This window comes from Bacillus sp. FSL W8-0102 (assembly GCF_038007225.1).
Taxonomy (GTDB): domain Bacteria; phylum Bacillota; class Bacilli; order Bacillales; family DSM-4216; genus Bacillus_O; species Bacillus_O smithii.
Window position 1 is genome coordinate 1,226,598 of sequence record NZ_JBBOWT010000001.1, and the last position, 24,721, is coordinate 1,251,318.

The 24,721-nt window shown below is 41.6% G+C and carries 23 protein-coding genes; 19 read left to right on the plus strand and 4 right to left on the minus strand.

Going from position 1 to position 24,721, the window contains the following annotated elements; genetic code table 11:
* Positions 1-7: 7 nt before the first annotated feature.
* Positions 8-1,222 carry an MFS transporter gene (locus tag N1I87_RS05960; RefSeq protein WP_341100993.1) on the plus strand — a complete coding sequence of 405 codons (1,215 nt, stop codon included), beginning with the start codon at positions 8-10 and terminating at the stop codon, positions 1,220-1,222.
* 353 nt (positions 1,223-1,575) lie between these two features.
* Positions 1,576-3,726: a peptidoglycan D,D-transpeptidase FtsI family protein gene (locus N1I87_RS05965; RefSeq protein WP_341103291.1), complete on the plus strand. Its 2,151-nt coding sequence runs from the start codon at positions 1,576-1,578 to the stop codon at positions 3,724-3,726.
* 167 nt (positions 3,727-3,893) lie between these two features.
* On the opposite strand, the gene N1I87_RS05970 is transcribed toward N1I87_RS05965, so the two are convergent.
* Together N1I87_RS05970 and N1I87_RS05975 are read right to left on the minus strand one after the other, a co-directional pair.
* Positions 3,894-4,382, minus strand: a complete 489-nt coding sequence (locus N1I87_RS05970; protein ID WP_341100996.1) for an endolytic transglycosylase MltG — start codon at positions 4,380-4,382, stop codon at positions 3,894-3,896.
* Between the two features lie 91 nt (positions 4,383-4,473).
* A complete protein-coding gene (locus N1I87_RS05975; protein ID WP_341100998.1) occupies positions 4,474-4,848 on the minus strand; it encodes a helix-turn-helix domain-containing protein in 375 nt (124 codons plus the stop codon).
* 375 nt (positions 4,849-5,223) lie between these two features.
* Here N1I87_RS05975 and N1I87_RS05980 point away from each other — a divergent pair, with 375 nt between their 5' ends.
* The 11 genes from N1I87_RS05980 to N1I87_RS06030 all read left to right on the plus strand — a co-directional run bounded on the left by N1I87_RS05980 (position 5,224) and on the right by N1I87_RS06030 (position 14,748).
* Positions 5,224-6,591 carry an ISLre2 family transposase gene (locus N1I87_RS05980; RefSeq protein ID WP_341101002.1) on the plus strand — a complete coding sequence of 456 codons (1,368 nt, stop codon included), beginning with the start codon at positions 5,224-5,226 and terminating at the stop codon, positions 6,589-6,591.
* A gap of 225 nt (positions 6,592-6,816) precedes the next feature.
* A complete protein-coding gene (tnpA, locus tag N1I87_RS05985) occupies positions 6,817-7,215 on the plus strand; it encodes an IS200/IS605 family transposase (protein WP_003352529.1) in 399 nt (132 codons plus the stop codon).
* A gap of 11 nt (positions 7,216-7,226) precedes the next feature.
* Positions 7,227-8,339, plus strand: a complete 1,113-nt coding sequence (locus N1I87_RS05990) for an RNA-guided endonuclease InsQ/TnpB family protein (protein ID WP_003353586.1) — start codon at positions 7,227-7,229, stop codon at positions 8,337-8,339.
* A 449-nt stretch (positions 8,340-8,788) separates the two neighbouring features.
* Positions 8,789-9,247: a DUF4912 domain-containing protein gene (locus tag N1I87_RS05995; protein WP_341101006.1), complete on the plus strand. Its 459-nt coding sequence runs from the start codon at positions 8,789-8,791 to the stop codon at positions 9,245-9,247.
* Between the two features lie 356 nt (positions 9,248-9,603).
* On the plus strand, positions 9,604-10,722 hold the full coding sequence (locus N1I87_RS06000; protein WP_341101008.1) for a glycosyltransferase family 4 protein: 1,119 nt from the start codon (positions 9,604-9,606) through the stop codon (positions 10,720-10,722).
* 57 nt (positions 10,723-10,779) lie between these two features.
* A complete protein-coding gene (locus N1I87_RS06005) occupies positions 10,780-11,376 on the plus strand; it encodes a hypothetical protein (RefSeq protein WP_341101012.1) in 597 nt (198 codons plus the stop codon).
* 49 nt (positions 11,377-11,425) lie between these two features.
* Complete coding sequence (gene rpmG, locus N1I87_RS06010; protein WP_003355353.1) at positions 11,426-11,575, plus strand: 50S ribosomal protein L33; 150 nt, start codon at positions 11,426-11,428, stop codon at positions 11,573-11,575.
* 122 nt (positions 11,576-11,697) lie between these two features.
* Entirely contained in the window at positions 11,698-12,267 is a 570-nt protein-coding gene (locus N1I87_RS06015; RefSeq protein ID WP_082142316.1) for a 5-formyltetrahydrofolate cyclo-ligase, read from the plus strand.
* Positions 12,254-13,033 (plus strand): DUF92 domain-containing protein, encoded by a 780-nt coding sequence (locus N1I87_RS06020; RefSeq protein ID WP_327823990.1) that lies wholly within the window; start codon positions 12,254-12,256, stop codon positions 13,031-13,033. The genes N1I87_RS06015 and N1I87_RS06020 overlap by 14 nt, the downstream gene beginning before the upstream one ends.
* Before the next feature lie 217 nt (positions 13,034-13,250).
* Positions 13,251-13,445, plus strand: coding sequence for a hypothetical protein (locus N1I87_RS06025; RefSeq protein ID WP_003355350.1), 195 nt, complete (start codon positions 13,251-13,253; stop codon positions 13,443-13,445).
* Between the two features lie 109 nt (positions 13,446-13,554).
* Positions 13,555-14,748, plus strand: coding sequence for a rhomboid family intramembrane serine protease (locus N1I87_RS06030; RefSeq protein WP_341101016.1), 1,194 nt, complete (start codon positions 13,555-13,557; stop codon positions 14,746-14,748).
* Positions 14,749-14,807: 59 nt separating this feature from the next.
* Here N1I87_RS06030 and N1I87_RS06035 read toward each other — a convergent pair whose 3' ends face one another.
* Entirely contained in the window at positions 14,808-15,680 is an 873-nt protein-coding gene (locus N1I87_RS06035; RefSeq protein ID WP_341101018.1) for a hypothetical protein, read from the minus strand.
* 289 nt (positions 15,681-15,969) lie between these two features.
* On the opposite strand from N1I87_RS06035, the gene N1I87_RS06040 reads away from it, so the two are divergent.
* The 4 genes from N1I87_RS06040 (at position 15,970) to N1I87_RS06055 (ending at position 20,649) form a co-directional block, all read left to right on the plus strand.
* Positions 15,970-16,185, plus strand: coding sequence for a YqgQ family protein (locus tag N1I87_RS06040; RefSeq protein ID WP_048623687.1), 216 nt, complete (start codon positions 15,970-15,972; stop codon positions 16,183-16,185).
* A complete protein-coding gene (locus N1I87_RS06045) occupies positions 16,182-17,168 on the plus strand; it encodes an ROK family glucokinase (RefSeq protein ID WP_341101019.1) in 987 nt (328 codons plus the stop codon). The genes N1I87_RS06040 and N1I87_RS06045 overlap by 4 nt, the downstream gene beginning before the upstream one ends.
* A 147-nt stretch (positions 17,169-17,315) precedes the next feature.
* On the plus strand, positions 17,316-19,172 hold the full coding sequence (locus tag N1I87_RS06050) for an LTA synthase family protein (protein WP_341101021.1): 1,857 nt from the start codon (positions 17,316-17,318) through the stop codon (positions 19,170-19,172).
* A gap of 289 nt (positions 19,173-19,461) precedes the next feature.
* Complete coding sequence (locus tag N1I87_RS06055; RefSeq protein WP_003355343.1) at positions 19,462-20,649, plus strand: M14 family metallopeptidase; 1,188 nt, start codon at positions 19,462-19,464, stop codon at positions 20,647-20,649.
* 132 nt (positions 20,650-20,781) lie between these two features.
* Here N1I87_RS06055 and N1I87_RS06060 read toward each other — a convergent pair whose 3' ends face one another.
* Entirely contained in the window at positions 20,782-20,952 is a 171-nt protein-coding gene (locus N1I87_RS06060) for a DUF2759 domain-containing protein (protein ID WP_048623684.1), read from the minus strand.
* 186 nt (positions 20,953-21,138) lie between these two features.
* Here N1I87_RS06060 and N1I87_RS06065 point away from each other — a divergent pair, with 186 nt between their 5' ends.
* Positions 21,139-21,774, plus strand: coding sequence for an MBL fold metallo-hydrolase (locus tag N1I87_RS06065; RefSeq protein WP_341101023.1), 636 nt, complete (start codon positions 21,139-21,141; stop codon positions 21,772-21,774).
* Between the two features lie 512 nt (positions 21,775-22,286).
* Entirely contained in the window at positions 22,287-24,713 is a 2,427-nt protein-coding gene (gene nirB, locus N1I87_RS06070) for a nitrite reductase large subunit NirB (protein WP_341101025.1), read from the plus strand.
* Positions 24,714-24,721: the final 8 nt, after the last annotated feature.

Sequence of the window (24,721 nt, forward strand, 5' to 3'; positions counted from 1 at the left end):
GTTTTTTATGAGCAAACAGAACAAAAAATGGTTTGGTGATGTAGAATTAACAAAAGAATTGCTGATTTTATTAACGATCGGCGGATGCTATTCTTTAAGCGTGGCGCTTTCCAACACATTTGTAAACATTTATTTATGGAAACAGTCCGGAAAGTTTATGGATTTGGCGATTTATAATTTAATGGTGGTCATCTTTCAGCCATTAACGTTTATTCTCGCCGGGAAATGGGCCAAAAAAGTCGATCGAATCATGGTTTTGCGTATGGGAGTCAGTTTCTTGGCCCTTTTTTATTTATCTGTCCTTTTTTTTGGCGAACGGGCCCATGAATTTTTAGCTATTCTCGGCGCTTTGCTGGGAGTGGGATATGGTTTTTATTGGCTGGCGTACAATGTCTTAACGTTTGAGATTACGGAACCAGAAACCCGTGATTTTTTTAACGGATTTCTCGGAACGTTAAGTTCAGCCGGAGGGATGGTCGGTCCCGTTTTAGCCGGATCCATTATTTCACGGTTTGAGTCGTTTATCGGGTATTCCATTATCTTTGCCGTGTCGCTCGGCTTATTTACGATCGCTGTTCTTTTAAGTCTTATGCTGAAAAGAAGGCCGGCTCATGGTCAATATTTTTTGAAAAGGATATGGAAGGAGAGGAAAACGAATCAGAATTGGAACCGAATTACGATTGCTCATTTTTTCCAAGGTTTGCGGGAAGGCGTGTTCGTATTTGTTATTTCCGTTTTCGTCTTTATTTCGACGGGAAGTGAATTTTCGTTAGGTACCTATGGGTTGGTGAACTCAGGAATTTCTTTTATTGGCTATTCTTTAGCTTCGCGTCTGATCAAACAGGAATTTCGGAAGCCAGTGATACTGGCTGCAGGTGTGGTCCTATACTTGTCCCTTTTTTTGATTGTGTTTCATCCCACGTTCCCGAAACTTTTGATTTATGCAAGCATGATTGCCATCGCGTATCCCTTTCTACTTGTTCCGTATATTTCGATTACTTATGATGTGATCGGCCGTTCTTGGAAAGCAAGTGAAATGCGGGTCGAGTATATTGTGGTGAGAGAATTGTTTAACAATGCCGGCCGTATTTTTTCGGTTTTATGCTTTATATTCGCCATTCATTTTTTTCCTGAACAAAAAAGCATTCCGATCTTGTTGTTAATCGTTGGAGCTGGTCATACGCTGATTTATTTTTGTATTCGAAACATTCGCATCGAATAGTCAGTGCTCGTACTTAAGGACGGATCCTTCCATTTTCATTATGGAAAATACAATAAATAAGTCCATGAAAAGGAGGGGTCTGATCCAATTACGATATCTTGATTTATAATACACCATACATAACATAAATAGATGTAGATGTACGCACCAAAATGGACGTTTTCCGTTTTAATATTCGATTTTTCCATGATTTAAAAGAAAATCATCTATCATTTTACATGCTCTTTTTTATAGAAAAATGGCTTGGTTTTGTTTAAAATGATAAAGAGAAAAGAGTTATTGTAAAGAGAGGATTGTTCCCATTGAAAAAAGCAAAGAGAGCAAAAAGAACGCATGTACCTTTTCGGGTGAACATGTTGTTTTTTATTGTCTTTGTGTTGTTTTCTATTTTAATTTTTAGGTTAGGGGTTGTACAAATCGTTCAAGGGGAGGACTACGAAAGGAAGATTGAACGCACGGAGAATGTGACGGCCAATACAAGCGTTCCTCGCGGCATCATCTATGATCGAAATGGTCAACCGGTGGTGGAAAACCGCTCCAAATACGCCATTACGTATACAAGATCGAAAAATGCCGGTCCTAAAGAAATGCTGAAAACGGCCAAAAAATTGGCTGCTTTGATTCACATGGATACGGATAAAGTCACCGAAAGAGATAAAAAAGATTATTGGATCATGACTCATCCGAAAGAGGCGAAACAGAAGATTACGAAAGAAGAATGGAAAAAATATAAAGACAATCAATTGTCTGACGATCAATTATATCAATTGCAGCTGAAGAGAGTCACCAAAAAGGATTTAGCTTCCTTGACAAAACATGACTTAGAGGTATTGGCGATTTATAGTAAATTTAATTCTGGATATGCGATGACGCCGCAGATTGTGAAAAACAACGGAGTGACACCGAAGGAATATGCTTTGGTTAACGAGAATCTCGATTCTCTTCCTGGTGTGGATACAACCGTTGACTGGGACCGTTCCTATGCTTACGGGGAAACGTTAAAGTCGGTGCTGGGGAAAATTTCGTCTTCTAAAGAGGGGCTTCCTCAAGATATGCTTGATTATTATTTATCAAAAGATTACAGCCGTAATGACCGTGTTGGCAAAAGCTACATAGAATATCAGTATGAAGACGTTTTGCGCGGACAAAAAACAAAAATTAAAAATATAACAGACAAAGACGGCAACATCCTTGATTCCCAAGTTGTCAGCAAAGGGAAGCGGGGAGATGATCTTGTTCTGACAATCGATATGGATTTGCAAAAAGCGGTGGATGAGATCATTTCCCAAGAACTGTCAAGAGAAATTCCGGGAAGACGGTATTTGGACCGAGCTTTTGTCACTATGATGGATCCGCATACCGGTGAAATTTTGGCCATGGCCGGAAAAAAATACGAAATCGACAAAAAAACCGGTAAACCTGAACTTGTGGATTTTTCCCTTGGCAATATGACGACTTCCTATGCTATGGGGTCAGCTGTCAAAGGGGCCACATTATTAACAGGGTATATGACTGGTGCGATTCATCCGGGACAATACCTCGTGGATGAACCTTTAAAATTTAGAGGAACCCCCCCTAAGAGCTCATGGTTTAACCGCACCGGCGCCATGTCCATTAATGATTTATATGCTCTTAAGCGGTCTTCAAACGTTTATATGTTTAAAACGGCCATTGCCATCGGAAAAGGAACCTATCGTCCGAATCAAAGCCTTCAGATTGATATGAATGCCTTTAATGTCATGAGAAGCCATTACGCTCAATTTGGCTTAGGTGTGCCTACGGGTATCGATTTGCCGAATGAACAAGTCGGCTATAAAGGAAAGATCGATCCAGGTCGTCCTGGTTTGCTTTTGGACCTTGCGATCGGGCAATTTGATACGTATACGCCTCTGCAAATGGCACAATATGTTTCAACCATTGCCAACGGCGGCTATCGAATGGAGCCGCACATCGTAAAAGAAATTCGCGAACCAGTATCAGATTCCAAAAAGATTGGTCCAGTCATCAAAACGGTTGAACCAAAAGTGCTGAACAGAATTGATGCTAAAACCTCTTGGATTCAACATGTACAAGAGGGCTTTAGAGAAGTCATGCAGGATCCGCAGGGAACGGCTTACAGCGCTTTTCATGATGCGCCTTACAAACCGGCCGGGAAAACGGGGACGGCAGAAGGGGTATATGATGGACCAAAAAGCGAAGAATTTTTGAAAAGAGGTCAACAGCTGCCGATGGTTTGGAATTTGACGCTTGTTGGTTATGCTCCTTATGACAATCCGGAAGTTGCGTTTGCCGTCGTTGTGCCGTGGGTCTATGAAGGAAACGGAAGCTCGCAAATCAACTATCGTATTGGTCGTCGAATTTTGGACAAATATTTCGAACTAAAGAAAGAACGGGCGCAAAAACAATCTTCCGATGTCGTCGTGGACGAAATGCCAAAACAGGTCAACCAATCCAACGATAAGGCGAAGAGCAAAAGCTCCGATTCAAATAACAGCCAAGGATAATCGAAAAAGGGCCGAAACGAACAGTTGAGATGTTCGTCTCGGCCCTTTTATTATCACAAAAGCGATAAACGGGGATTGCGTGGATGAAGATCTTTTCTTGGCTCTTCTTATGTACAATATGGTCTATCTTATCGAAATCGGAAAAACACTGGATGGCTAAATATCGATTATTTTGACTTAGTAATGGTGTTGGCTATATCCTCCATCGTCATTTGCGAGTTTAATGAATACGTCCCGATTTGCAGTTTTTTGGAAAAGCCGTTTTGGTTCATGTACTCACTAAATTGATTGGCGCTATTGATGATTTTTTCTTGTTCCAAACGTTGGGCGATTTGATCTGGCGTCATTCCAGGCGATATCGTTAACCGGAACGAACGATTGGAATTAGTCATTTCTTTAGATGACTCATTCTTCGTCTTGCGAGATGTATCCGCCTGCTGTTTTTCGCGCTTCGAGCTATATGATTTTCGATTTATCGGCTGATTACTTGACTCTTTCGGGGAAGAAACCGTGTACCCCTGTTTTTTCAATGCGTGTATCATCTCTTGAGTGCTCATACTGGCTTCAGGTCGATAAAAAAACTGTACAAATAAAAATAAGGCCAATGCTGCTGAAAGCAATCCAAAAGCGAATGCACGTACTGTTTCTCTGCTCATTTCCATTCCTCGCTTTTTATTGTCTTGCGGGTTTTCGATTTTTTATTTTCAGAATCCGTTTCTAATCATCCGGATTCTTTGCATCCCGTCATCAAAAAATCATGTCCTTCTTATATTCATTGCTTTGATAGGGTTTTAAAATTTGTTTGATTTGGCTGAGAGAAAGGGAAGATTGTTTAGCGATTTGATCCATGCTCTTTCCTTGGAAATATAAGGATATCACTTGATTGCGAATGATTTCGTTCACTTTTTGACGGGAATTTTTCTCTTCGGAATAGGGATCTCCCATTAAAAGTTCCTCTTCCAAAACTTTCAGCTTCTTTTTCACCTGGTAATTTTCTTGAAGGAATTGAAGCGATATTTCTTCTAGCTGCTGTTCCATCGTTTTGAAACGACTTTTCATGAAGAAAGATAGAATGAATAAAAGGAGCGATGCGGCCAATAATCCCAAGATAAATCCATACATACTTTTCACCCCAAATCGATATAGATACTGTTAGTTATAGCATATTCCGCAAAATTCTTCCATACATCATTGTAGAATAAGAGTATCTAATAAACGAAGGGAAATTTAACGGATTTCCGAAAGAAGTCTCCCATCCTCAAGGAATGTGCAGGGCGTAGCCCAATGAGTAGGTGGGAGATGAGTGTGAGTAAAATGTTTGTGGGAGAAATTCTTAGAATTCCCCGATGAGGGGGTTGGGAACGTAGGTTCGCAATCCCCCTCATCGGGGCCACCAAGCAAAGTGCGGTAGGATCCCAAGCAGGAAACATGAAAAAAGGACTCTCTCCCTGGTAAGATGATCATTGTTCACACCATCAAACAGGAGGAGAGAGTCCTATGAATATTCAACAACATCTTACCACAAATTCGTTGACATGGAAAGAGATCGAACTTGATTTGTTTCGAGCCTTGCAAAACGCCTTCACCGAGCTGTTTACGGCTCTGTTGGAGGACATCGACCGACAATTGGCGGAAACCCGGGACAAGCGCCGGTACCACTTGAAAGACAAACGACGCACCACGATTCAAACCTTGTTTGGCGAAGTTACCTTTGAGCGAAACTACTATTTAGACCGAGAACAAAACCGTTACACGTTTTTGCTTGATTCCTTTTTAGCGTTTGATGGATCGCAGTCAATCAGCCCTTGTCTAGAAGAAACGGCGATGGGATTGGCTGTGGAGTGCTCTTCCTATCGCAAAGCGGCTCATACGCTTGCCCAGATGGTCGGGTATCCGGTGATGAGCCATGAGACGATCCGCCAGTTGGTGCTCGAGGCTGAAGTTCCGCTGCACTGCCCGGTTGACCAGCGATATGGACGGGTGCTGTTTGTGGAGGCCGATGGACTGTTTGTTTCTCGCCAAGGGAAGGGAAAACGGGCCAAGGAAGACAAGATCCTAACCGTTCACGAAGGGTGGAAGCGCAACGGCTCACGGATCGAATTTGTCAATCAGCGCCATTACGTCCATGAGGGCAAGGGGGAGGTGTGGGAAGGCTTCGAGGAATTTTTGATAAATGAATATGCCTATGATCCGTGTCGGGATCTTCTTGTCATCAACGGGGACGGCGCTCCATGGATTACCGCGTGCCGGGAGTATTTCAAGGGACGGGTCTGCTTCCAATTGGATCGATTCCACGTGGCGCGTGAGTTGCGCCAATGCCTCTCGGGCCATCCACGGTGGCAGGCGATTCGGCAAAAGCTGGCGAAGCAGGATGAAGAGAAGCTGCTTGTGGAACTGAACAGCGCCCTCGGCACGCTGGGGGACGAAGCGAAAGAACAACAGCTGGCTGCCTTGATCCACCGGATCGAATCGATGCCGGGATGCATCCGTGATTACCGGGAATGGCTGAAGGAGCAAGGAGTGGACACAACGGGCATGTATCCGATGGGGAGGGCTGAAAGCGTGATGAGCCAGCTGGCGTATCGGGTGAAATACCGCCGCAGTTGGACAGACAAGGGACTCAGGGCGTTTTTCAAGGCAATGATTGCCCGGATGGATGGGATTCGTCTTTTCGGACATCGTTTAGGAGAAGAATCGTCGCATCCGGCGGAGGAAACGGCATCCACCAAACAGACGATCGTGAACAAGGCGAAACAACGCATCCGCCGTCTTTGGCCGGAGATCACGCGGAATAACGTGCCATATTTACAGCAATCGTCCGGGACTCCGATCTATCATGCCCTGTCTGAATTCAAGGGATGGTAAAAAAAGGTATACATATTCGTCTGTCATGGCAAGGGATGAGAGTCCGAAAGCGCTTACGGATGAAATTCAAAAAAATGGTTCGCTAACCTATGACTTACATCTATTTTCAGCGAACCAAAAAAATTCCCACAAAGTCTTGACTGACTCGGGAGATGAATTTCGGTTGGCTTTAGCCAAAGGTTTTGATATAATCAGTCTTATATATAAAAAAGGATTGATATATCAATGAAATTGGATAGTAATAATCATTCAGTGTTCCTATTACATTATCATCTTGTATTAGTTGTAAAGTATCGCAGAGAAGTGTTCACCGATAAAATATCTGATTTTGCAAAAGATATGTTCATTGAGATCGGAAAAAAATACAACATTACTTTGACAGAGTGGAATCATGATAAGGATCATATCCACATCCTATTCAAAGCACATCCTAATTCTGAATTATCGAAGTTCATCAATACTTATAAGAGTGCAAGTTCTCGACTGATAAAGAAAAACTTTCCTCATATCCGAAAAAGACTATGGAAAGAGATGTTTTGGTCAAGAAGCTTTTGCCTGCTTACAACAGGCGGTGCACCAATAGAAGTCATAAAAAAATACATTGAAAATCAAGGTCAGAAGTGAGGTGATTTGATATGGCCAAACAAAACAAAGCCTTCAAATTTCGTTTGTATCCGAATAAAGAACAGAAAATCCAATTAGCCAAAACATTTGGTTGTGTTCGCTTTGTCTACAATAAGATGCTGGAAGAACGTAAGGAAACGTATGAGAAATTCAAAAACGATAAAGAAACGCTTAAACAACAAGCATTCCCGACACCAGCGAAATACAAAGATGAATTTCCATTCCTAAAAGAAGTGGATTCTTTAGCTTTAGCAAACGCACAGATCAATTTGCAAAATGCTTATAAGAACTTTTTTGAAGGTCGTGCGGAGTTTCCTAAATTCAAAAGCAAGAAAAATAAACAATCTTACACAACCAATATGGTCAACGGCAATATTAAGCTAGAAAATGGTCATATCAAACTACCAAAAATCAAAAAGCCAATGAAAATGAACCGACATAGAGAAATACCTGCTGATTATAAAATCAAATCTTGTACTATTTCTAAAACAAAGACAGGTAAATATTATATTTCGATTTTGACAGAATACGAGAAAGATATTCAGTCAGTAAAGATTCAAAAAGTAGTTGGCTTAGATTTTGCTATGGACGGTCTATATGTCGAGAGTGAACAGGGTGAGAAAGCCAATTACCCACGGTACTATCGACAAGCATTAGACAAACTGGCAAAAGCACAACGAATTCTTTCTCGCAGAAAAAAAGGTTCTGCACGTTGGGAAAAACAACGTTTGAAAGTAGCAAAGTTACAAGAGAAAATTGCCAATCAACGCAAGAATTTTCTTCACCATAAATCAAAAGAATTAGCATCAACCTATGACGCAGTTATCATTGAGGACTTAGACATGAAAGGAATGTCTCAAGCCCTCAATTTTGGAAAAAGTGTTCATGATAATGGCTGGGGTATGTTCACTACTTTCTTAGAATACAAGCTAAAAGAACAAGGGAAACAACTTGTAAAAATCGATAAGTGGTTCCCTTCTACTAAGAAATGTTCTTGTTGTGGCAAGGAAAAAGAAATGCCATTATCTAAACGTGTATATGAATGTTCTTGCGGTTTTGTATTAGATCGTGATCACAATTCAGCAATCAATATCAAAAATGAAGGATTACGCATATTAGCATAAAGAATAATAACTTTCGGAACGAGAGGGTAAGCTCGGTCAATTTCTTATCGTTAGATAGGATTACCCGAGAAGCCCCCACTTCAAGCGACCCGCAAGGGTGGTAAGTGGAGGGTAGTTCACAAAAGGTGCTTGAAAACACATTGGTGGACTCTTAATCTGTGTATAAAGGGAAAGAGTCGATAGGGAATGGTAGATGAGAGCAAAGGGGCCTGTGCAAAGAATCGTCATGATCCATGGAGTGGGTGGGTCTATGCAGAGAAAAGAGTTTTCTTAATTTATTTTGAAAAAATCAGTCGATCAGAATGGATAACAAGCGGTGCGGCAAATTTTGACAAAATGCGTTTATTGTGGAAAAGCGGCAGGGGTGATACCATGAAGATAACGAAAAATATACTGAATGCGAGAAATGGCAACGGAGGACCAAAAAGAAGCAAGAGAGGGCAGATGAAATGGTGCAAACAACTTGGAAGCCATTTGTGAATGAATTATCGGCGGCTCTTCTTCCGTTTCAAAAAGCGCTATGCTCATGGATCATAGATGAGCGATTTGTTGCGGCCGTGATGGAATTTTATCAAAAACCAGCTAACGAACATATTTGGGATTTGCGGCTGTATGACATAACGGGTATTTGTTTCGATGGCAATAATGCTTTTAGTGCCCAAACATTTAAAATAGCGAAAGATCATCATTATTGGATCATAAAAGGATTGCAATCAGGACATTCTTACATTTTTGAATTAGGGTTTTGGACCATTACCCATGAATTTTTTCCTCTTCTTCGTTCCAATGAAATTCATTGTTCTAGTGACGAAACAGGGGCAGAAAAACTTTCAGATGGGGTGATCAGCGAGGATAGACAACAGCCTAAATGGCGCGGACATATAAGCACCTATTCTTATTATGAATAATGGAGTGAGCTTTTGCTTTATTGGCAAAATAAGGGAAGCTTTTATTGCAATACAAAAATGAGCTCTGCGAATAACCTCCTTAATCTTCCCGATTCATCGGAAAAATGGTCCTCGAAATAAACAGAGCACAAATGGAAGAATCGACATCCGGAAAACAAAAGCTTATACGAAAGTATATGAAGGAGATACGAATTTATGATGAGAAGGGAAAAACGGGAAGGAAATGAATTTCTAATCTTTGTCCTTTGTCATTTTTGGAAAAATGTTTCGCCCATTTTCTTGCCGGGAGTTTTGCAGCTGTGACCGACTCTTGCCGACTTGCCGTTTTGATGTTTTCATGGGAGTTTCCCCCGCATTTGGCAGGAGGGCTTGCGAGACATGTGGAGGGGTTGTCATCGACGCTTTCAGACGAAGGTGTTGAGATTCATCTCATCACTGCTGAAAGCGAGGGAATGCCCGTATATGAACGAAAAAACGGCATCCATATTTACCGATCAGGTCCCCTTCATCCAAATGAACCCCAATTTCTGAAGTGGGTCGCCGATTTAAATAGTTGTATGATTCGCAAGGCAGGAGACATTCTCGCCCATCATGAAATACATCTCATCCATGCTCACGATTGGCTGGTAGCAGGCGCAGCGCTTTCGTGCAAACGAATTTTTGGTCTTCCTCTTATCACAACGGTTCATTCCACTGAATATGGTCGAAGCGGAAACAGGATGTCCGATATACAGCGAATCATTCATGAAAAGGAATGCGAATTGATGTTGCAGAGCGACCGCTTGATTGTCTGCAGCGCACCAATGAAAAAAGAAGTCCAACAAATCTTGACTCACCACCCGCCGTTATCCGTTATTGCCAACGGCATCGATACAGAAAAAGATAAAGAATGGTCATCTTCGTGTTTGAGTGGACGCTTTCAATGGCTGAAAGACAAGACGTATTTCTTTTCAATTGGAAGAATGGTATGGGAAAAAGGATTTCAGACTATCATCGAAGCGGCGCCGATGATGAACTCGACTGATCTTTGTTTCATCATTGCCGGAAAGGGACCATTGTTGGAACGATTTCGCCAACAGGTAAAAGAACGCGGTTTGGAAGATAACGTTTATTTTGTCGGATATGTAACGGAAGAAGAGCGCATTGCGTTATTAAACCATTGTACGCTTACGATTTTTCCCAGCCTTTATGAACCGTTTGGCATCGCTGCCTTGGAAGCAATGGCCGCCAAGAAATTGGTCGTGTCCGCCAACACCGGAGGACTCGAGACGTTTATCAAGCACCAGCATTCCGGGATACTTTTCGAAGCAGGAAATCCCGAAAGTTTAACGAAAGAAATCGTCTCTGTATTGAATCATCCAAGTATGATAGATAAACTGGCGCGGCAAGGCTATCATACGGCAAAACACTTATACAGCTGGGAAGAAGCCGCAAAGAAAACGAAAAAGCTATATGAGTCCATATGGACCGTTTAATAGAATCGAAGACGAGGGGACTGTTTTATAAAACAATAAAGAATAGGGTGTGAAGAGATGAAAAAAAAGCAGCGACTCGTAAAAAATGACATGGGTAGCACTCATTTTCATTGCTATTGTTTGGTGAATAGTCGAAAATTTTCGAATAGTGATAACGACATTTTCTTTGAAATCGAAGAAAATAACGGTTATGACGGAAAAAAGCTTGATTTTCGCATAGAAAGCAAATCTCCGAAAAATAATGAGATTCAAATCATCTTTGTATTGGCGACGTCGCCAATGGCTGAAAAATCCCAAACAATCGGCTATCTTTCGCCCATAGACGGAACGGTTTGGAGCTTTGAACAGAAAAAGAGATGTATGTTATCGGCCGAAGCAACGAATGGAACGGTGCTGAAAAGCGTTTACCCGGTCAATGAACGAAAAACATTTATGAAGTGGTTTGAAGAGCTTCCATACGGAACCGTTCATTATCATCCATTTGTTTTCGGGCGGCATGCTGTCATCTTGTCCTTTCGCTTTCACCTTTGTGAAGGAGAATCGGGCAGAGGAACCATCTTGCTGTTTGAACAGGAATATGAGGAAAATCAATATTCCAAGAAGGATCTGCGGGAAAAACAGACTAGCATTTCGAAAAAAAAGATGATATTATAGAAAAGTCGTATGGAAAACGAGACTTGCTTTGAGGTTTGGAGGGAAAAAAATGCGCGTAAACATCACTTTAGCATGCACGGAATGCGGTGATCGTAATTATATTTCTACGAAAAATAAGCGTAACAATGCTGATCGTCTTGAGCTTAAAAAATATTGCCCAAGAGAAAAACGCGTTACTTTGCACCGCGAAACAAAGTAAACAGCAGGCTGTTCCCTGCTGTTTTTTTTGTGCATGTCGACTGCGGCTGTTTCCGTTTTTTTAATATAATTAATAGAGACAGGTATTAGAAGAACGAAGGCGGTTAAAAGGAGGAGGATGTTTTGGACAAGAAGGAATGGAGAAAGAAGATGAAAAATACGTTGTCATCTCTTTCTAAACAAGAATATGAGCAATATTCTTATCGTATTTCTAAGTCATTGTTTTCAACAAAAGAGTGGCAGGAGGCTGCTGTCGTCGGTGTAACGGTTTCCATCGCTCCGGAAGTGGATACATGGCAGGTGATCCGTGAAGCATGGAATCAAAAAAAGACAGTGGCCGTTCCTAAATGTCTTCCCGATGAAAAAAGGCTCCAGTTTCATACATTAACTTCTTTTCTGGAGTTGGAAACTGTTTATTACGGGTTATTTGAACCGATTCCGGAACGAACGGAAAAAATGGATCCGGCAGATATCGATCTTCTCCTTGTACCGGGCCTTGCTTTTATGAATAATGGCTATCGATTAGGCTTCGGCGGCGGCTACTATGATCGATTTTTAAAACTATATAAAAAGCAAACGGCGTCGCTGGCCTTCTCTAGTCAAATCGTTTCGCAGCTGCCTGTGGAATCTCATGACATTCCTGTTCAAAAAATCATCACGGAAGAAAGGATCATTGAATGTGACAGCATTTGATTGTTTCGTGATGACTGTGATTGTTCTCGTTAGTTTGGCGGGCGTTTATGGAAATGCCTTATCTGTTTCAGGTGGTATCGCGGCCATTATTACGGGTTTGACGATTTATTGGGCTGCCGATTGGAAAGGGCTCGTCGTGCTGGGTGCGTTCTTTTTCTCTTCAAGCCTCTTGTCTAAGTGGAAATCGAAAGTGAAAGAGCCATCGGAAGAACGTTTAGCGAAAGGATCCAGGCGAGATTGGCAGCAAGTATTGGCTAACGGGGGACCGGCTGTCCTTTTTCTAATCATTTACCATTTCGAAAGAGACATACAATGGCTTTGGGCCTTTATCGCTGCCATTGCTGCGGCCAATGCTGATACATGGGCTTCAGAAATCGGGATTGTCGGTAAAAAGAAACCGATTTCCGTAAAAACATGGAAACAAGTCGAAAAAGGTGTGTCTGGTGCGGTGTCTTTAGTGGGAACAGCGGGGGCTGTCGGTGGCGCGGCGTGGATTGCTGTCATTGCATACTTACTATATTTGCCCTCCCTTTTAAGCGTGATCGGTTTCGCCGCAGCAGGCTTTTTCGGAAATGTAATCGATACGTTTTTGGGTGCTTATTTCCAGAGCGAATATGAATGTCCGAATTGCGGGATTCATACTGAAAAACGTTTTCATTGCGGGAAGAACACCATCCTTAAGAAAGGGCATCCTGTGTTTAACAATGAAACCGTCAACTTTCTTTCAAGCTTATTAGGCGGCTTGTTGGCATGGATGATGATCTAAATGATTCCTTTTTGTCTTTGCCACTAAGAGATTTTATCCCTAGAAATCTTGAATGAGCGTGCTGAATTAAAGTAGTTACCGGCTTTTGAAATTTGCTCCATTCATAATCTCACGAAATGGCGCCGGCCAATCTGTTTTTCTTTATATGAGGAAATCATTCCTTCAATCGGAATAATTGCGACCAATGTATCGCAAATTAATCCTAGGAGGGATGAATATGAGAACAAACTGGACAAAATGGATCGGCTTCGGAGTACTGGCCGTTGTTATATACCGCTACCGTTATCGGCTGGTCAATCTTGCGCTGGGAAGCATGATTCTTAGAAGGGTTGCCGTCCAACTATTCATGCGCATTCCAGGCGTCCAAAACAGAATCATGCGTGTACTGACTCCTGTTACGAGTTATAAATGAATGGAAAATGGATCCTTCAAAATTCTTTACAATTGGATTGTGACTTCGCTATAGTAGAGTCATAATAGATGCGCTCTTTTTGCGCAGTGGCTCAAAGGAATGTGATTTCATGAGTTTTCGCGAAGACTATATTTTTTGGCGCCTTGCTTATTTTTTGTTGATGGAACAAGATTATCGGCTCATGGTAATATCCGATGACCGCCGGGAGATGTGGTTGGAAAATACGGCAATAAAACGAGCTCCAGTTGTCCGGTTGCTTCGCCATGAACTTGACTGGAGCAATTGGCTGCAAAGGGACATTCAGCTGACGGCAGCAAACGGGGAGAAGATCCGCAAGCGTTTCATGAGAAGAAGGCTCAATGTTGTCAGTATGTATGTATCCAAATACCCACCGGTCGATGATTATGAACATTTGCTGAAAGCACCTTATACTCCGCTCGAGACTTCTCAAACAAACGTCACCCCAATATTGTTCGCTCAAGGTCTTGAAGAAGAAGCATTTGATCAGTTGAATACGCTGTTTCAAAATGGAGCTCGACACTGGCATTTTCGTGATGCTTATGAGGAAAGCGAAGTTCGATCCCTTGAACAGCTTGTTTTGACTGGAGCTGTTCAAAAAGAAGAAAAGGATCGAAATTTACTTGAGTATGGCAACCCTTTTTTCACCTACCTTTTTATCGCTGTTCAAGTCGCCGTGTTTCTCTTGCTGGAGATAAACGGCGGGAGTACGAATACGGATACGTTGATTCGATTTGGCGCTAAGTTCAACCCGCTTATTCTCGATGGGGAGTGGTGGCGCTTTTTTACCCCGATTTTTCTTCATATCGGCGTTCTGCATTTGCTGATGAATACGATGGCATTGTATTATCTTGGAACAATGGTCGAGAAAATATTCGGAAGATGGCGGTTTTTATGGATTTATTTGTTTTCCGGTTTTCTCGGTTCGGTTGCCAGTTTTGTCTTTACTCCCAATCTGTCCGCAGGGGCGAGCGGTGCTATATTTGGTTGTTTCGGCGCTCTTTTATTTTTCGGATTTGTAAATCGTAGTTTGTTTTTTCGGACAATAGGGATGAACGTGATTGTGGTCATAATCATCAATTTAATTTTCGGGTTTACTGTGCCCGGAATAGATAATTCGGGACATATCGGCGGATTAATCGGCGGATTTTTAGCTGCCGGTGTTTCCTATGTTCCGAGTCAACGCAACTGGAGCCTTCAGGCGACGTTTTTCCTCCTTTCTTTCCTGCTGACCGTTTTTCTTTTATGGGCAGGATATCATGGCGGATTTTTTCGGATAGCTTAAATTTGGTTTATCATGCCGGTTAAACCCATATCAGCGATAGGCAAAGGAACTATAAAAGATTAAGGGATGATTTGTTTTAATGCGACGATCTCTCCGTCTTTCGTTTCAAAAACGACGTAAAGGACATTTCCTGTTTTAGAGAGAAGAATAAGCGGAATGGTGCTATCGATAGGATCCTCGATAGTGCCATTTTCTTTTTTTATTCCAAGAAAATAATTTTTGTAAAGCCCTTCCCATAAACGGCCGATAATCGTCTTCGATTGAGGCAAAGACAAGTTAGGAAGTTTCATATGACCGTAGGCGGCTAAGTCCGTTAACGGAATTTGGATAAAAGCATTCGGCTGTAGATGGTATTTTTGATAGGCTCTGGAGGCGATCTTCTCCAATTGTTTATTGGTATGTTCGGTTAAAGTTTTGGACCATTTGATTTCGATTGGGTTTCCAGGCGTCCGAAAAGAAAGTAACGGGGTTTCGGCGGAATCAATGACAAACAATTGATCCGAAGACATTTCTTGGGCGCTTTTGATCTCACTCTGGTTCTGATGCAGTTCAGCATAGTGAAAAGAAATAGCTTGTAGGAAAGCGGATCCGTTTCCGATGTAATCATCGCGGACCGTGATTTTTTGCGTTTGTTCTTTCCATTTGTTTAAAGTTCCTCGCAAGCGTCCGTTAACAAATAATAGGCTGATATCTTGACGCAAATAGGCCTTTTGGGAAAGAGAGGACTGAATTTCCCAGGAAACTTTGTAAGCTTGATTAACATGTCCTGTTTTGAATTGAAGCTTCGTATAGGCAGAAGGAAAATCTGCAGTGGGATGGAGAGGAAAATACATAATGCTTTCTTCTGTTTGATTCATGTTGCGAATAATAAAAAAAATAATGGCAGAACATAGGATGGCGGCCAATCCCAGATATGTCCCTTTTTTTATCACTTCGGATACCTTCTTTCTTGTTTGTCCATTACAATGTATGATCATTCTTCTTTTTTATGTCTCTCTTTTCATTTTTACGAGTCTCGCACATAAACAACGGTTGTTCCAATCATTATTTAGGTCGTGGAGGGTATGATTTGTACATGGCAGATGGAAATTTGGGAAAAACTGATACTAATGTTTTCCTTCGGTTACAGTCGTCCCTGTACGGTTTTTCTTGTTCTTTTTGGAATCGTCCCCTATACTATTCTTGGAATAAAGTTGTCGTAAGGAAAGCTGGTGGGGAATTTTGAAAACGATTTATGATGTTCAACAGCTTTTAAAACAATTTGGTACCATTATATATATCGGGGACAGACTGGCGGATTTGGAATTGATGGAAATGGAGTTAAAGGAACTGTATAAATCGCAGCTAGTGGATACAAAAGACTTTCAATCCGCCATTTTGCTGCTTCGTCATGAAATTCAAAAAGAAAAAGAGAAAAGAGAGGGTTTAGGCGGATGATGGCGAAAGAAAAATGGATTGCAGCCGTTGACTTAGGAGGAACATCGGTTAAACTGGCTTTTTTGAATATGGATGGGGAGATTTTAGATCATTGGTCAATCCCAACGGATCGATCGTCTAAAGGTCGAAACATTGTTCCGGATATCGCGAAATCGATTTTTGAAACACTTCAGGCTAAACAGGAAACGAAAGACAGGCTCTTAGGGATTGGACTCGGCGCACCCGGTCCGATTGATTATTCTACCGGACGAATTTATAAAACCGTCAACCTGGGTTGGGAAGACGATTATCCGCTAAAACAAGAATTGGAAAAAGAAACGGGTTTGCCTGTTGTGGTTGAAAATGATGCCAACTGTGCTGCTCTGGGGGAAATGTGGAAAGGAGCAGGCAACGGGGCTGCAAATCTTGTTTGTGTCACTCTAGGCACAGGGGTTGGCGGTGGAGTCATTGCCAATGGAGATATTGTTCGGGGAGCAAAAGGCGCCGCCGGAGAAATTGGCCATATCGTCGTGGAAATCGAAGACGGATTTTCATGCAATTGCGGAAAAAAAGGATGCTTGGAAACCGTGGCTTCAGCGACAGGCATCGTTCGATTAGCCAAAGTGGAGCTGGAGCGGGCGGAGAGCGGTTCCATTTTAAAAGAAAAATTCAATGCCAATCAAGATATAAGTGCAAAAGATGTATTTGAAGCGGCTGATGGCGGCGATGATTTGGCAAAACGTATCGTGGATCGAGTTGCCTTCTATTTGGGCTTTGCACTTGCCAATATAGGCAATAGTTTAAATCCGGACTATATTGTGGTAGGCGGTGGCGTATCCAATGCCGGAAGCACTCTTTTGGACCCTGTCCGAAAATATTTTAAACAGTATGCATTCCCGCCTGTCGGCGAATCCACAAAGATTGAACGTGCATCACTTGGGAATAGCGCGGGTGTAATCGGGGCAGGCTGGCTTGTGAAGAAAGAATTCAGCCGTGAACAATAGGCACTGTGAAACGGTCTTTCCGGTCAGCGGATGGAAAAATCATTTTGAAGAAAACTTGAATATCTTGCTCTATCTGTTGAGGGATTTTCCGCTGTTGGTAGAGTTGTATCGCATTTTTGGCTTTTGATCAAGCAAGGGGTGAAGAACATGAAATGGCTGGTCGGAAGGAAGCTTCCGCTGACATGGGCGGCCGTTTTGCTCTTATGGATAAAGACGTTTATCGTTTATCTGGCAAATTTTCATATTGATACAGAAAATACTCTGCAAAACTGGATTTTATGGATGAATCCCCTTAGCTTTCTTTTGTTTGTTTTAGGGTTGGGGCAATTATGGAAAAAAGCCGAAAATCAAATGACTTATGTCGTGGCGATCAGTTTGATTTTGTCTTTGCTCTTATATGCAAACGTTGTCTTTTATCGCTTTTTTAACGATTACCTTACATTGCCGTTGTTATTTCAAACCAATAATTTTGGAGATTTAGGCAATAGCGCATGGGAAGAATTTCAATGGTACGACTTCTTCTTTTTTACAGACGTTCTTTTGCTGTTTCTCATCGTAAAAAGGAAGCCTTCCTTTATCTCTTTTCAACCGTTTTCTACTATCTCGCGCCGTGCCTATTTTTATGTAGCGGCGTCTCTGTTGTGTCTAAATTTAGGCTTGGCAGAGACGGAAAGGCCGCAGCTGTTGACGAGAACATTTGATCGAGAAGCGCTTGTAAAAAACATCGGAATTTACTATTACGACATTTATGATATTTTGCTTCAGTCAAAATCTTCTGCCCAACGCGCTTTAGCAGACAGCAGTGAATTGTCTGATATTGAAAATTATATCCATGCGAATGATGCCAAACCAAGTGACAAATGGTTCGGCATTGCACAAGGAAAAAACGTCATCGTCATTTCCATGGAATCGATGCAAAACTTTGTCATAAACCATAAAGTCAATGGACAGGAGATTACTCCGTTTTTAAATCGCTTGATCAAAAATAGTCTGTATTTTGACAACTTTTATCATCAAACGGGTCAAGGGAAAACATCCGATTCTGAATTTTTGCTGGAAAATTCATTGTACCCTTTAGGCAGAGGAGCTGTCTTCTTTACGAATTCAGGGAATACATACTACTCAATGGCTAAAAAGTTGAAAAATTCAGGATATTATACAGCTGCCATGCATGCCAATAACAAATCTTTCTGGAATCGGGATATCATGTATCCGGCGCTTGGATATGATCGTTTTTACAGTGCCGACGATTACCATATAACGCCGGAAAATGTCATCAATTGGGGGTTGAAAGACATTCCTTTTTTTGATCAGTCCGCGAAGTTTTTGGAAGAATTACCCAACCCTTTTTATGCAAAGTTGATTACGTTAACGAACCACCATCCGTTTTATTACAGTCCTGAAGATCAGAAGATTAGTGAATTCACATCTAATGATGGGACCGTCAACCGCTATTTTGTTACGGCTCGATATACGGATGAAGCGGTGGAACGTTTTTTGGAAAAATTGAAAAAGAACGGTTTGTACGATCGTTCGATCATTGTTCTGTATGGGGACCACTACGGAATTTCTCAAAACCACAATGAGGCGATGAGCCAATATTTAGGGAGGAAAATTACTCCATTAGAAGCGGTTAAACTGCAAAAAGTGCCATGCATTATCCATATCCCAGGAATGAAAAAAGGAATGACCATTCATGAAGTGGCGGGTCAAATCGATTTGCGCCCGACCATTTTACATTTGCTTGGGATCGAAACAAAACACGACATTCAATTCGGTCATGATCTTTTGTCGCGCGATCACCCGGATTTCGTTGCTTTTAGGGATGGGAGCTTGGTGACCGATCATTATGTCTATACTCGAAATCAATGCTACGAGCAAGAAAGCGGCAAATTATTGGACCGCCAAGTTTGTAGTCGATTCAGCAAAACAGCACAAACGGAGTTAAGTTATTCCGATCGGATTATTTATGGCGATTTGCTGCGTTTTTATAAGGACAAATAGAAATCAAAATTGGTCCGATTGAAAACATGAGCCATACGATTGGTTATACAGTTCAGTAGTTTTTTCATTTTCCATCAAATCTCTGTTTGACCTTTTCAACAAATTTCTGCCATATCCTTCTTCTTTCATTCGATGTCTTGAAATTTGCACACGTATTTATAAAAAAGATGATTTTTTCCCGACAAAGAACAGCCGTTAGCCCCAAAAGCCGATCTTTTTTCTTTCCGGCATAACCAAATGAAGCGGTTCATACATGTGATAAGAGGCGATTCGAAGGGAGAATGCCATTATGGATATAACGGTGCGAAAAGGGGATACGTTTTTCCGCTACAGCCGATTATTCAGCATTCCTGAGCAGCTGATCGCTGATTCCAATCCCGGTATGGACCCTCAATGCTTGAAAATCGGGGAAAAAGTAAAGATTCCGGGGTTTGTGGCAAAACGTTATCGTATGAAAAAAGGAGATACATTTTGGAAAATGGCAATCGAAAGATGTTTGTCTCCTACTGCTTTGCAAACAGTCAACCCCGACATGGACCCCCAGCATTTACTTCCGGGAAATGAAATTTTCTTGCCGAAACGAGTGCTAAACTTGGAAACATCCTTGGATCAACCGTATGACTCCAAACGATTAGAAGAGGAAATCAACAGGATTGCGGCTATTTATCCGTTTGTTCGTGTTCAAAAAATCGGAGAAAGCGTGGATCAAAAACCGATATGGGAACTAAAGATTGGAAAAGGAAATAAAAAAATTCATATGAACGGTTCTTTTCACGCGAATGAATGGATCACAACGGTTGTGTTGATCACTTTTTTCAAACATTTCTTGCTGTCTTTGACCAACCACTGTTTTTTCCACGGAATTCAAGCTTACTCTCTCTACCCGCATATTACATTGTCCGTTGTACCGATGGTGAACCCGGATGGCGTCGATTTAGTATTAAATGGGCCTCCGGAATCCAAGCGTGAACAATTGATGAAATGGAATGGGGGGAGCAAGGAATTTTCGAAATGGAAAGCGAATATTCAAGGGGTGGATTTGAACAATCAGTTTCCGGCAAATTGGGAGATTGAAAAAAAACGCAAAAAGCCAAAATCTCCTGCGCCGCGGGACTATCCCGGAAAACAGCCATTAACAGAACCGGAAGCTGCAGCGATGGCTGAACTGGCGAAAAATGAAAAGTTTGACAGAGTGATTGCTTTGCATACTCAAGGCAAAGAGATTTATTGGGGGTATGAAGGAAAAGAACCGAAAGAAGCAGAAGTTTTGGCCAAATGGTTTTCCAGAATGAGCGGCTATAAGTCGGTGAGGTACGTGGATAGTCATGCCGGATTTAAAGATTGGTTTATTCAAGAATTTGGAAAATCAGGATTTACGATCGAACTGGGTAAAGGCTTGAACCCGTTGCCTCTTTCGCAATGGAAGGAAATTTATCGAGACGTATCAGGAATATTGTTGTGTGCACTGCTCGGATAATAGGAGATTACGGGACAGTGCATCGATTGCATCATTTTGAACAGGCGTTTGGTTTATCTGTCGCTTGCAACCGGAGAAAGTAAAAAAAGAAAAAGAACAAAAAACCTCGCTTAACAACAGCGAGGTCCACTTTTATACCCCGGGATAACCGCTGTGAAGAACCGTCATAACCGTAAACCAGCCAAATACGCCTAAAGTCGCCAGCCCAAACACAATTCCCAGAATGTTTTTGTTTTTGAGAGCGCTCACAGTTCCGAATAACGCAAGCAAGGTAATAAGAGAGAAGATAATGACCAGACCCATGATTGAATCTCCTTTCCTGTTTATATATGGTATATCTTTCAAAACCAGGAAGCAAATTGTATTTTACCATCATTTTATAGTGTTTTCATCTCTTTGTCGAGTTGAAATAAAATGTTTTGTCACAGGGATGATTCTCTTTATTTGTGATACGATTACTAATGGAAAAGCGAAAAGGAGGAGAAACGTATGAAATGGAGCAGAATGCCGCTTGGACCTCTGCAAACGAATTGCTATATTTTATGGAACGATGACAAAGATTGTATCATTTTCGATCCCGGCGATGAAGGTGATAAGCTGTGCCGTTGGATTGATCAACAGGAGTTGAAGCCGCTGGCAATATTATTGACGCATGCTCATTTTGATCATATTGGTGCGGTTGATCAAGTAAGAGAAACGTATCGGATTCCTGTATATGTCCATGAGAATGAAGCTAAATGGCTTTTGGATCCGACATTGAACGGCTCTCAGCTTTTTTTAAGAGATAAAGCCGTTCGAGTAAAGCCGGCTGATGTGATTTTAACGGTGGAAAAAGAACTGACGCTTGGATCTTTTCGTTTTCAGCTTTTGGAAACCCCCGGCCACTCACCGGGAAGCCTATCTTATTATTCGCAGGAATTGGAAGCTGTTTTTTGTGGAGATACGCTGTTCAATGGCAGTATTGGTCGGACAGACCTCCCTGGCGGAAACCATGAAGATCTTTTGAAAAGCATCCATGAACGTCTCCTCACTCTTCCTGAAGAAACCGTTGTATTACCTGGACACGGTCCGGAAACCTCCATCGAAAACGAAATGGATATGAATCCTTTTTTAAATGGATTTTGATCCCATCAGTCACTTACTATGATGCCAGTTGAACGAACAAATATTCAATAAAAGCGAAAAACCCTTCTCAGGTCCGAGAAGGGTTTTTGTGGGATGTTCTTTTCGCAATGGGAGGGGATTTTTGTTACTTTTTACGATAAATCAAGATTTTTATTGTGTCAATATTTTAAAAGAGGAGCCGTTCCAGCAGCAGTATGTTAGAACTCGATTTAGATTTTCAAATGCCCCATTTTGATTGATGTCTTACACCGTTGAATGGCTTCCATTGGTTCATTTTGTGTTATTATATCTTACATACATTTATGAAAAAGAAGATCTTATTCTTTTCCGTGTTATTTTTCTTAACACTATATTGATAATTTTCTGAATATTATTTATAATAAATATAACAAATATATGTTATATAGGTGAACTGTCGTTGAAAATGGATCGTTTGGAAGAACGTTCTTCTTCGATGTTTTTGTTTTTTTGGACATGGAAAAAGTCATCTTGTCGAAATTGGGGGGCGTTTTATGAAGAAAAAATTGGTATTAATCGGAAATGGTATGGCCGGTGTTCGCTGTATAGAGGAAATTTTAAAGATTGATGAAAACGCATTTGATATTACGATATTTGGAAAGGAACCTTATCCGAATTATAATCGAATATTATTGTCATCCGTGCTGCAAGGGAAAACAAGTTTAGACGATATTACCCTTAACGATTGGGATTGGTATGAGAAGCACCAAATTTGTTTGAATTCAGGAGAAGAAGTCACAGCGATAGATCCGGATCGGCATATCATCATGACAGACAAAGGAAGAGAAACGGAGTATGATCAATTGATTATTGCGACAGGTTCAAAACCTATTATTCTTCCTATACCTGGAGCAGAAAAAGAGGGGGTGATGGGGTTCCGCGATATTCAAGATTGTGAAAAGATGATCGAAAGTGCGAAAAGCTATAAAAGGGCTGTTGTGATCGGTGGAGGATTGCTTGGATTAGAAGCCGCTAGAGGTTTGCTGAATTTAGGGATGAAGGTGGATGTTGTTCATATTGGAAAACACCTAATGGATCGCCAGTTGGACCCGGCTGCATCCCGATTTCTGCAGCAGCAATTAGAGGATCAAGGGATGAATTTCCTTTTAGAAAAAAATACGGTTGAAATTATGGGTTCGGAGAGGGTGAACGGAATCCGCTTCAGCGATGGAATGGAATTAGAGACAGATTTGGTGGTCATGGCAGTTGGAATTCAGCCTAATATAGAATTGGCTAAAAAATGCGGTTTGCATGTCAACCGCGGCATTCTTGTCGACGATTACTTGCGAACCAATATTCCTAATATTTATGCGGTAGGAGAATGCGCTGAGCACCGCGGTGTTGTTTACGGTCTGGTGGCGCCTCTTTATGAACAAGGAAAAGTTTTGGCTGAGACAATTTGTCATCAAAAAGGGAAAGGATACAATGGATCCGTCTTATCGACTCAATTGAAAGTTTCAGGAGTTGATGTATTTTCCGCAGGGATCATTGCCGATTCTGACAATACCAAGTCAATCAAAATATATGATGAGTATCGAGGAATTTACAAAAAAGTAGTTATTCGCGACAAGAGAATAGTAGGAGCTATATTAGTCGGTGACACGAATGAAAGCCGAAAACTGATGGAATGGATTAGAAAAGAGGAGACGGTTCCGGAAACGTTTCAATTATCGCTATGGTCTTCTGAATCAGGAGCTCTCAATGAAAACACCGCCTCGGTTATGAAGGACGATGAGATTGTTTGCGGCTGCAATGGGGTGTCAAAAAGAACGATTTGCAAAGCGATTGTGGAGCAGGGCTTAACGACAGTTGAACAAGTAAAGAATTGTACAAATGCTTCTCGTTCGTGCGGCGGCTGCAAAGGCTTGGTAGAAGAACTTTTAGAATATACGCTGGGAGAAAAATTCGAGAAAAGCACGTTGAAAGAAACGGTTTGTGGATGTACAACATTAAGCCGTGATGAAGTGATCGCTGAAATCAAAAGAAAGCAGCTAAGAAGCGTTAAGGAAGTTATGGATGAATTGGGATGGAAAAATAAAGAAGGCTGCTCCAAATGCCGTCCAGCCTTGAACTATTATTTAGGAATGCTTTATCCAACCGTACACAACGACGAAAAGGATTCACGCTTCGTAAATGAGCGTTTGCATGCGAACATTCAAGCGGATGGTACTTATTCAGTGGTTCCGAGAATTTATGGGGGTGTAACGACGGCGGAACAATTAAGGAAAATAGCGTATGTGGCGGAAAAATACAATGTTCCCTTGATCAAATTAACAGGGGGGCAACGAATTGATTTATTGGGGATTGAAAAAGAAAATCTGCCTAAAATATGGGAAGAGCTGGATATGCCATCTGGATACGCGTATGCAAAAGCGCTCCGCACAGTAAAAACATGTGTCGGCAAACAATTTTGCCGTTTTGGAACTCAAGATTCCATCCAGCTCGGGATCCGATTAGAAAAGAAACTTGAGCGCCTCTCGACTCCTCATAAAGTAAAAATGTCTGTGTCGGCTTGTCCGCGCAATTGTGCGGAATCCGGTATAAAAGATATCGGCATAGTCGGCGTTGATGGCGGCTGGGAAATTTACGTAGGTGGAAACGGCGGAACTCATTTGCGATCGGGTGATTTGTTTTGTACGGTGGAAACCGAGGAAGAAGTGATCGAAATGTCAAGTGCCATTCTTCAATATTATCGTGAGACCGCTCGTTATTTAGAAAGAACATCTAAATGGGTTGAACGTCTAGGGATTGAGAAAATTCGTGAAGCGATCTTTGATGTTGATTTTCGAAAACAACTGCTTCAGCGCCTTGAGGAGGCATTAGCTGCAACGACAGATCCGTGGAAGGAAATTGTGGAGAATAAAGGAATACAGAGTCAATTATTTGGAAACATAACGACCAAAATTCCGGCAAATCATTAGGAGGAGAT